Here is a 9,711-nt window from a genome sequence, read left to right as displayed (position 1 = left end):
GGCTCGGTGAATCAGTGGTCGCCGGTGCGGCGGCCGCGGGTTCAGCCGATGTTGGCGCACTCGTTGCCGAACGCCGGGTTCAGCAGGGCGATGATGTTGATGGTGTTGCCGCACAGGTTGATCGGGAGGTGGATCGGCACCTGGATCTGGTTGCCGGAGAGCACGCCGGGGGAGTTGGCGGCGACGCCCTCGGCGCCCGCGCTGGCGGCCGCACCGCCGGCGGCGCCGAGCACCAGGCCGCTGGCGGCCAGCGACAGGACGGCGGCCTTCTTGAAGTTGCGCATGTCATTCCTCCGATTTCTGCCCGACGGAAGGGAAATGTCGGGAGTCGGGCGAGCACGAATACTCACCCGAAGGCTGTAGGGATTTCCGTGATTGTCACTCGGGCGGCGCACGCCGGCGTGTTCCGCCCATGGCTCGGGCGTGGCCGTGGCCGCCGTGTCGCGGTGCCCCGCGAAACGATTCCCGCACGGCCGGGAAAGGCTTCGGACAAAGGCGCGACGGTTGGAATTCCGGTCAGGCGTTCCGGCACGGATTGCCGGACGCCGGGTAGGGGAGGCCCGCCGCGCCGACCGGGCCGCCGGTGGCCGCGATGCCGACGACGGCGTGGGCGTGCTTGCGCATGGGCGGTATCTCGATTCGTGCGTGGGGGCCGGTGGAGACCGGGTTCCGTCAGGGAGAACGAGGCACCGCGGACGGGGAAACGGTCGGGCCCTCCGATCACCCGAATGCCCGGTCCGCGACGCCGTTGCGCCGGATGGGTGACAGTGCGGGGAGCGTCGCAACCGGTCCCGTGGGGTCTCGTTCTAGATGTCGCACTCCCCGTGCATATCTGTCGAACAGTCAGGAGGCTCGTATGAGCATCAAGAAGACCGCCGCCGTCGGCGCGGCCGTGGTGGGCATCGTGGCCACCGGCGCCGGTACCGCGATGGCCAGCGCCGGCGCTCAGGGCGTCGCCGCCAACTCCCCCGGTGTCATCTCGGGCAACCAGATCCAGGTGCCGATCCACCTCCCGGTGAACGTCTGCGGCAACACCATCGACATCATCGGCCTGCTGAACCCGTCCTTCGGCAACAAGTGCGCCAACGTGGGCTGAGCCCGCACCCGGTTCGGCCGGTGCGAGCCGCCGTTCCGCGCTTCCCTCCTGGGGCGTGGGGCGGCGGCTCTTCGTCGTGCCGGAAACGCGACGCACCGTCAGTTCCCGGCGGTGTCACAAGCCTTGTTGCGTTACTTGTCAGTACCTAGAATGCGAGACCTGCTCACCTTTCCTGCCCCTCTCTTGCTCCGCGCCGCTCGGCGCCCCGCCCGGGCGGCCCCCACCCCCGCAAGGAGTCGCGTGTGACCAGGTCCCCACGGTCGGCGGCGCGGCGCACGCGCACCGGATCCTCCCGGTGCGCCGCACTGCTCGCCACCGGAACCCTCCTCGCCACCCTCGGCCTGGCCGGCGCCCCCGCCGCCCTGGCCGACCCCGCCCCGGCCGCGCCCGCGGCCACCCGTCCGGCCGCGGTCGTCGCCCTCGGCGACAGCGCCATCTCCGGGGAGGGCGCCGGCACCGACACCAACGACGGCTACTTCCCGGAGACGGACAGCCCCACCAACTACTGCCACCGCCACCCCAAGTCGGAGATCTTCGTCACCGACATCCCCGGGGTCACCCCGATCGACCTCGCCTGCTCCGGCGCCCAGACCGGCGACCTGGTCAGCGACCCGGAGCTGGCGAAGGTCACCGGCCCCGGCAGCGGCGACTTCGGCGAGCCAAAGCAGGACGTCAAGCTGGCCGACACGGCGGCCAGGTACGACGTCAAGATGGTCGTCGTCACGATCGGCGCCAACGACGACTTCGACTTCAGCGGCATCATGATGCACTGCCTCGCGCAGTACTTCCCGATCCCCAAGGACCAGGGCTGCCGGGACACCATCGGCAGCGACGAGATCCGCCGGCGGGCCAAGGGCGTCCAGCCCAAGGTGGTCGCGGCGCTCCAGAACATCCGTCAGACCATGCGCCGGGCCGGCTACGCCGACTCCTCGTACCAGCTGGTCTACCAGTCGTACTTCAACCCGATCACCCCGGACATCCGGCGCAACGACTACCTCGGCAAGGTCGCCGACGGCTGCCCGGCCTTCCCCGAGGACCTCGCCTGGGGCCACAACTGGGTGGTGCCGACGCTCAGCGACGCGCTGCGCGGCGCCGCCGAGCAGGTGCCCGGCGTCAGGTACCTCGACCAGCGGCGGGTCGCCTTCGGCCACGAGGTCTGCGCGGAGTGGACGAGCTCCCCGTACGAGTACACCAACGGGGACGTCATCAACCTCTCCGAGTGGGTGCGCAACGGCTGCGACTCGCAGATCGGCATCCCCGGGCTGTGCATGAACATGGTCCGCCAGTCGTACCACCTGCGGGTGGCCGGCTACCGCGGCGAGGGCGTCTGCCTCGGCCAGTTCTACGCCCGGCCCGAGCTGGCGCAGGCGTACTGCACCCTCAACCAGCAGAACACCACCTCGATCCAGCCGCTCACGCCCGGACAGCCGTTCGGCGACGTCCCCGAGGACGGCGCCTGGTACCAGCTGACCAACGCGGCCAGCGGCAACGCGCTCGACCTCACCGGCGGCGGCAGCTACGGCGACTCGACCAACGGCCGGGCCGCGATCACCTATCCGGCCACCGGCGGGCTCAACCAGTCCTTCGTCCTGGAGGCCAAGGCCGGCGGCAGCTACGAGCTCGACTTCAGCGGCAACCGGAACATGTGCCTGGACGCCAACGCCGCCTCCACCGCCCCCGGCACCCGGATCCAGCAGTGGGGCTGCACCGGCGGCGGCAATCAGCACTGGGTGTTCAAGCCGGCCGGCGACGGCCGCTACAAGATCGCCGACTCCCAGGACCAGGGCAAGGTCCTGGCCGCCGGCGCCACCCTCGACGCCAAGGGCAACCCGTACGTCGAACTCGCCACCGACACCGGCGCCGCCAACCAGCTCTGGCAGCTCACCAAGCTCGGCATCGTCTACGTCCACGGCTGATCCGCCCCGCCCGCTCCGCCGCCGCCCCCGCCCGGGCGGCGGCGCTGTGGTGCCCGGCCCGGGTGGCGTGGTGCCGTGCGGTGGTCCGGAGGGCGCCAGGGGCCGTCGGTTCGGGGGCGTGCCGTAGGCTCACGGGAAAATTGTTGCGCCGGAGCCGCGCGGACCACGAGCGGGGCGGGGAGTACCCAGACCAGATGAGCACGGCATCGAGCACCGAGTCGTCCAGCACCCAGCCCGGAGCGCCCGAGGCGGCGCCCGCGGAGGACTCCGAGGAACGGACGGGCCGGGCGTCCGGGCGGTTCGGGGCACTGGTGGACCGCTTCGCGCCCGCGCTGGGCGCGTACGCGGTGGTCAAGGCCATCGGCCTGACCGTCTTCCTGCTGCTGCTCTCGCACACCGGCGACTACCTGAAGAAGCAGCCGGGCCGCGGCGGCGGCGCCCACGCCTGGGACGTGCTGGGCACCTGGGACGGCATCTGGTACCAGCGGATCGCCGAGAACGGGTACGACCCGCAGCTGATCCCGCTGCACGGCTTCCCGCTGGCCACCTACTACGAGAACTCGGCCGCCTTCTTCCCGCTCTACCCCTGGCTGATGCGGCTGGTCGGCGCCGTCACCGGGCTCGGCCCGTACGGCTCCGGGATCGTCGTCTCGGTGCTCGCCTCGCTGTTCGCGGCGGCCGGGATCTTCGCGGTGGCCGAGCGGCTCGGCGGCTTCCGGGCGGGTGTGATCGCCGCGGTGCTCTGGGGCCTGTTCCCGGGCTCCGGCGTGGAGTGGGCGGTCTACTCGGACTCGCTGTTCGTCGCGCTGTCCGCCTGGGCCTGCTACTGCGTGATGACCCGCCGCTGGCTCGCGGCCGGCCTGCTGGCGCTGGTGGCGGGCCTCAACCGGCCGACCGCCGCCGCGCTGATCGCCGCCGTCTCGATCGCCGCGCTGGTCGCGCTGGTCCGCCGCACCGACGGGGTGGCCCGCCCGCTGACCGCGATGCTGATCACCCCGTGGGGCCTGATCGGCTACGTCGCCTGGGTCGGCTGGAAGATGGGCGACTGGGGCGGCTACTTCAAGCTCCAGCAGGGCGCCTGGAACCGCTACTTCGACGGCGGCGCCTCCACCCTGCGCACGATCATGGACGTGATCACCGGCCACTGGGACTTCTGGCAGTCCAACCCCGTCCCGGACCTGATCGCGATCGCCCTGCTGATCGCCCTGCCGGGCCTGCTGGTGCTGCTCTGGCGCACCCGGCCGCCGCTGGTGCTGTGGGTCTACACCGCGCTCACCATCATCACCGCGCTGAGCAGCAACCAGATCTTCGGCAACATCTCGCGCTACCTGCTGCCCGCCTTCCCGCTCTGCATCGGCCTGGCGGTGGCGCTGCGCAAGCTGCGGACCTCCTCGTTGGCGGGGCTGCTGGCCATGCCGGTCCTCGCGGCGGGCTGGTACGCGGGCTATGCGCTGTTCGAGTTGGGCATCCCGTAGACCCGGCGTTGGTTGGCAACGGGATCATCCGGCAGCAGACGGGCCGTTGCTAACCTCGGACGTATGACGACGACCCCGCCGCCCGTGCGCCAGATCCGCGACATCTCCGGGCTGATGGACCACGCGAGCCACGTGCTGGCCACCCGGATGGCGGCCGCCTTCACCGAGCTCGGGATCACCCCGCGCGCCTACTGCGTGCTGTTCCACGCGCAGGAGGCCGAGCGCACCCAGATCCAGCTGGCCGAGCTGGCGGACCTGGACAAGACGACCATGGTGGTCACCGTCGACGAGCTGGAGAAGGCGGGCCTGGCCGAGCGCCGCCCGTCCGCGACCGACCGGCGGGCCCGGATCGTCTCGGTCACCGAGGCGGGCGAGCGGGCCGTGGTGCAGGGCACCGCGATCGCCGACCGGGTGCACCGCGAGCTGCTGGAGTCGCTGCCGCAGCCCGAGCGCGAGGTGTTCGTCTCGGCCCTGACGCACTTGGTGGAGGGCCACCTCGCGGAGCCCGTCGAGGTCGAACGCACCGTCCGCCGCGCCCGCCGCTCCCGGGGCTGACCATCGGCCGTCCACATTGCTCCCGAGATAGATAGTCCCGAACAAAACGATCTGATAGCGTCCTTCCCGGTACTCGACGAACCGGGAGAACCGCCATGACCACGCATGCCCCGGCCGCGCCCCAGACTGCTTCCGCGGCCCCCGACCCCGCCTCCGCCCGCTCCCGCGCCCTCGCCCTCGCGGTGCTCTGCGCGGGAATGCTGATGATCGTCCTGGACGGCTCGATCGTCACCGTGGCGCTCCCCGCGATCCAGGACGACCTGCACTTCTCGCCCGCCGACCTCACCTGGACGGTCAACGCCTACCTGATCGCCTTCGGCGGCCTGCTCCTGCTGGCCGGCCGGCTCGGCGACCTGGTCGGCCGCAAGCGGGTGTTCGTCGCCGGGCTCACCCTCTTCACCGCCGCCTCGCTGCTCTGCGCCGTCGCCACCGGGCAGCAGATGCTGATCGCCGCCCGCTTCCTCCAGGGCGTCGGCGGCGCGATGGCCTCCGCGGTCAGCCTCGGCATGATCGTCACGCTCTTCCCCGAGCCGGCCGAACGGGGCCGGGCGATCGGCGCGTTCAGCTTCGTCGGCGCGGCCGGCGCCTCGATCGGCCAGGTCCTCGGCGGGGTGCTCACCCAGGCCCTCGGCTGGCACTGGATCTTCCTGATCAACCTGCCGCTGGGCCTGGCCGCCGTCCTGCTGTCCCTGCGGCTGCTGGAGCCCGAGCGCGGCCCCGGCCTGCGGGCCGGCGCCGACGTCCTCGGCGCCGTCCTGGTCACCGCCGCCCTGATGCTCGGCATCTACGCCATCGTCGGCACCGGCGAGCACGGCTGGGCCTCGGCCCGCACCCTCGGCCTCGGCGCGCTCTCGCTCGCCCTGCTGGCCGGCTTCCTGCTCCGGCAGGCCCGGGCCGCCCAACCCCTGCTCCCGCTGCGGATGTTCCGCTCGCGCAACGTCTCCGGCGCCAACGCGGTGCAGGTGCTGACCATCTCCGGGATGTTCGGCTTCCAGATCATGGTCGCGCTCTACATGCAGCAGGTCCTCGGCTACGGCGCCGCCGCCACGGGCCTGGCGATGCTGCCGGCGGCGGCCGCCATCGGCGCGGTGTCGCTGCTGCTCTCGGCCCGGCTGAGCGCCCGGTTCGGCGAGCGGGCCGTGCTGCTCGCGGGGCTCGCCATGCTGCTCGCCGCGCTCGGCCTGCTGGTCCGGCTGCCCTCCGACGCCGACTACGTCGTCCACCTGCTGCCGACCATGCTGCTGATCGCCGGTGGCGGCCTGGTGCTGTCCACGCTCGCGGTCCTCGGCATGTCGGACGCCGGACCGCAGGACGCGGGCACCGCCTCCGGCCTGTTCAACACCGCCCAGCAGGTCGGCGGCGCGCTCGGGGTCGCCGTCCTCACCACCCTCGCGAGCGGCCGCACCGCCGCCCTGGCCGCGGCCGGGCACCCCGCCGCGGACGCGCTGGCCGGCGGCTTCCGGCTCGCCTTCGCGGTGGCCGCGGGCCTGCTGGCGGTGGCCCTGCTGCTCGCCGCCACCGTCCTGCGGCCGACCGGGCGTCGGAACTGACGGTCCGTCAACTCGCTTGAATCCAAGCTGTGTTCGAACAAATCACCCCGAGGCCCGGCCCGCTGTTCGAACGCGGGCCGGGCGTCGGGGTGCTACGGCCAGACCAGGCAGTACAGCTGGTGCCCGGCCTCGTGCAGCCGGTTGGCGAAGTCCTGCCACTCGTGCAGCATGCTGTAGATCACGAAGGCGTCCCGCGGTCCGCGCCGGTCCGGCACGGTGGACCAGATGAAGGCGGCGGCGCCGAGCTCGGTCTCGTCGGCCTTGCGCAGCGGCTCGACGACGTTGTGGGGGAGCTGGACGACGGCGTAGTCGGGGTGCAGGACCACCAGTTCCAGCGGCGGCACCTGGTGCAGCGGGACGCCCTGGATGCCGGTGAGCACCATGGCGCTCATCGTCTCCGGTTTGATCTTGGTGGAGAGGTGGCCGGTGGGGGAGCCGCTGGTCTCCATCAGGTCGCCGAGGCGGCCCAACGCACCGAGCTCGCCGGCCTCCAGGCCGAGTCCGCCCGGCCCGAGGGCGGTGGGGACTCTGGCGGCCGTCGCGCGGTCCGGGGCTCCGAAGTACTTGTAGGTCACCCCCACGCGTCCCTCACCCCGCCTCTCACCGCCGCGACGACCACGACCCGTACCCGCTCCCGTACCCCCGCGTGCGGTCTCGGCGGGCCTGCGGGAGCCCCCCGCGGCCTCGTCGTAACCGTCCTGCGCCTCGGACACTCGGACCATCCTCACCGGAATTCGCCGGAATCGACAGACCCCCGCACGTCCGGCGCCCACCGGACGTGCTCCTTACCCGTCATGCGCCGCCGTACCCATTCGCGGTACGCGGCAGTCCTCTCCACACCCCTGCACACGAACCGGAGCTCCTGTGCACTCTGTGTACACAGTCTGACTGGTCCCCGGTCCGGTGAAGTCAGCGGCCCCTGCTGTACGGACAACCGTACAGACAACGGTGCCCGGATCATCGTTCCAGATGATCGGGTCGGACATGCAGAGCGTGAGGACACGATTTGAGACCATGTCTTTTGTGAGCTACCCCTACGAAGCCCCCCAGTCCCAGTCGCTGTTCGACCGCGCCTCCGTGGTGACGCCCGGCGGCGTCAACTCCCCGGTGCGCGCCTTCCGCGCGGTCGGCGGCACGCCGCGCTTCATGGTGTCCGGCACCGGTCCCTACCTCACCGACGCCGACGGCCGCGAGTACGTCGACCTGGTGTGCTCGTGGGGTCCGATGATCCTCGGCCACGCGCACCCCGCGGTGATCGACGCCGTCCAGCGGGCCGTCTCCCGCGGCACCTCCTTCGGCACCCCCGGCGAGGGCGAGGTCGAGCTGGCCGAGGAGATCGTCGCCCGGGTCGCCCCGGTCGAGCAGGTCCGCCTGGTCTCCTCCGGCACCGAGGCCACCATGTCCGCGATCCGGCTGGCCCGCGGCTTCACCGGCCGGGCGAAGGTGGTGAAGTTCGCCGGCTGCTACCACGGTCACGTGGACGCGCTGCTGGCCGCCGCCGGTTCCGGCGTGGCCACCTTCGGCCTGCCGGACACCCCGGGCGTCACCGGCGCCCAGGCCGGCGACACCATCGTGCTGCCGTACAACGACCTGGCCGCCGTGGAGCAGGCGTTCGCCGCCCACCCGGGCGAGATCGCCTGCGTGATCACCGAGGCCTCGCCCGGCAACATGGGCGTCGTCCCGCCGCTGCCCGGCTTCAACGGCGGCCTGGCCCGGCTCTGCCGGGAGAACGGCGCGCTGTTCATCTCCGACGAGGTGATGACCGGCTTCCGCGTCTCCAAGGCCGGCTGGTACGGCCTGGAGGCGGCGAACGAGGGCTGGGCGCCGGACCTGCTGACCTTCGGCAAGGTCATGGGCGGCGGCTTCCCGGCCGCGGCCTTCGGCGGCCGCGCCGACGTGATGGCGCACCTGGCCCCGGCCGGCCCGGTCTACCAGGCGGGCACCCTGTCCGGGAACCCGGTCGCCACCGCGGCGGGCCTGGCCCAGCTGCGCGGCTGCACCGACGAGGCGTACGCGACGGTGGACAAGGTCGCCGCCGAGGTCTCCGGCCTGGTCGCCGACGCGCTCGCCAAGGAGGGCGTGGCGCACCGGCTGCAGACCGCCGGGAACATGTTCTCGGTGTTCTTCACCGAGGCCCCGGTCACCAACTACGACGAGGCCAGGACCCAGGAGGCGTACCGTTTCACCGCCTTCTTCCACGCGATGCTGGCCGAGGGCGTCTACCTGCCGCCGTCCGCCTTCGAGTCCTGGTTCGTCTCGGCGGCCCACGACGAGCGGGCGATCGAGCGGATCGCCGCCGCCCTGCCGGCCGCCGCGCGCGCCGCTGCCGCCGCCGCCACGGCCTGACCGCCGCGGCCCGTACCCGATTCCCAGGAGTAGTCGAGAAGTGAGCGCCAAAGAGATCACCGTCGTCCACGTGATGCGGCACGGCGAGGTGCACAACCCGGAGGGCGTCCTGTACGGGCGCCTGCCGGACTACCACCTGTCCGAGCTGGGCCGGAAGATGGCCGAGCGGGTCGCCGAGGACCTGGCCGACCGGGACGTCACCCATGTGGTGGCCTCCCCGCTGGAGCGGGCCCAGGAGACCGCCGCGCCGATCGCCGAGGCGCACGGCCTGGACATCGCGGTGGACGCGCGGCTGATCGAGGCGGAGAACGTCTTCGAGGGCAAGACCTTCGGGGTCGGCGACGGTTCGCTGCGGAACCCGGGCTACTGGAAGTACCTCACCAACCCGTTCAAGCCGTCCTGGGGCGAGCCGTACCTCGACCAGGCGGTGCGGATGATGGGCGCGATCGGCGCGGCCCGGGACGCCGCGCGCGGTCACGAGGCGGTCTGCGTCAGCCACCAGCTGCCGATCTGGATCCTCCGCTCCTTCGCCGAGCGCCGCCGGCTCTGGCACGACCCGCGCAACCGGCAGTGCTCGCTGGCCTCGCTGACCAGCTTCACCTTCGAGGGCGACCGGATCGTCTCGGTCGGCTACCGCGAGCCGGCCCGCGACCTGCTGCCCGCGCACCTGGTGGGCAAGGGCCGCAAGGGCGACAAGCCGGTGGGCAAGAGCTTCGGCGCCTAGCCTCCCGTAAGCGGCGTGTAAGTATGACTTCGGGTCACCCGGCACGTGC

9 protein-coding genes are annotated in these 9,711 nt (G+C 72.2%); 7 read left to right on the top strand and 2 right to left on the bottom strand.

Annotation, left to right across the window (positions count from 1 at the left end; genetic code table 11):
- Window positions 1–41: 41 nt before the first annotated feature.
- Window positions 42–284: a chaplin gene (locus ACFU6K_RS19930; RefSeq protein ID WP_380664747.1), complete on the bottom strand. Its 243-nt coding sequence runs from the start codon at window positions 282–284 to the stop codon at window positions 42–44.
- 572 nt (window positions 285–856) lie between these two features.
- Between ACFU6K_RS19930 and ACFU6K_RS19925 the strand changes: the two genes are divergently transcribed.
- The 5 genes from ACFU6K_RS19925 (at window position 857) to ACFU6K_RS19905 (ending at window position 6,592) form a co-directional block, all read left to right on the top strand.
- Window positions 857–1,096 (top strand): chaplin, encoded by a 240-nt coding sequence (locus ACFU6K_RS19925; protein ID WP_380664745.1) that lies wholly within the window; start codon window positions 857–859, stop codon window positions 1,094–1,096.
- Between the two features lie 242 nt (window positions 1,097–1,338).
- Window positions 1,339–3,012 (top strand): RICIN domain-containing protein, encoded by a 1,674-nt coding sequence (locus tag ACFU6K_RS19920; RefSeq protein WP_380664743.1) that lies wholly within the window; start codon window positions 1,339–1,341, stop codon window positions 3,010–3,012.
- 194 nt (window positions 3,013–3,206) lie between these two features.
- Window positions 3,207–4,487 (top strand): hypothetical protein, encoded by a 1,281-nt coding sequence (locus ACFU6K_RS19915; protein ID WP_380664741.1) that lies wholly within the window; start codon window positions 3,207–3,209, stop codon window positions 4,485–4,487.
- 63 nt (window positions 4,488–4,550) lie between these two features.
- A complete protein-coding gene (locus ACFU6K_RS19910) occupies window positions 4,551–5,042 on the top strand; it encodes a MarR family winged helix-turn-helix transcriptional regulator (RefSeq protein ID WP_380664739.1) in 492 nt (163 codons plus the stop codon).
- 95 nt (window positions 5,043–5,137) lie between these two features.
- Window positions 5,138–6,592, top strand: coding sequence for an MFS transporter (locus ACFU6K_RS19905; RefSeq protein ID WP_380664737.1), 1,455 nt, complete (start codon window positions 5,138–5,140; stop codon window positions 6,590–6,592).
- 92 nt (window positions 6,593–6,684) lie between these two features.
- On the opposite strand, the gene ACFU6K_RS19900 is transcribed toward ACFU6K_RS19905, so the two are convergent.
- On the bottom strand, window positions 6,685–7,167 hold the full coding sequence (locus ACFU6K_RS19900; protein WP_074004012.1) for a hypothetical protein: 483 nt from the start codon (window positions 7,165–7,167) through the stop codon (window positions 6,685–6,687).
- A gap of 439 nt (window positions 7,168–7,606) precedes the next feature.
- Between ACFU6K_RS19900 and hemL the strand changes: the two genes are divergently transcribed.
- Window positions 7,607–8,938: a glutamate-1-semialdehyde 2,1-aminomutase gene (gene hemL, locus ACFU6K_RS19895; RefSeq protein WP_380664735.1), complete on the top strand. Its 1,332-nt coding sequence runs from the start codon at window positions 7,607–7,609 to the stop codon at window positions 8,936–8,938.
- Between the two features lie 73 nt (window positions 8,939–9,011).
- Window positions 9,012–9,662 carry a histidine phosphatase family protein gene (locus tag ACFU6K_RS19890; protein WP_049650499.1) on the top strand — a complete coding sequence of 217 codons (651 nt, stop codon included), beginning with the start codon at window positions 9,012–9,014 and terminating at the stop codon, window positions 9,660–9,662.
- The last annotated feature ends 49 nt before the right edge of the window (window positions 9,663–9,711 follow it).

The sequence above is a fragment of the Kitasatospora sp. NPDC057512 genome, from assembly GCF_042802135.1.
Lineage (GTDB): Bacteria > Actinomycetota > Actinomycetes > Streptomycetales > Streptomycetaceae > Kitasatospora.
Note: the sequence above shows the minus strand (reverse complement) of the source record. Positions and strands in the feature narration are given on the sequence as shown.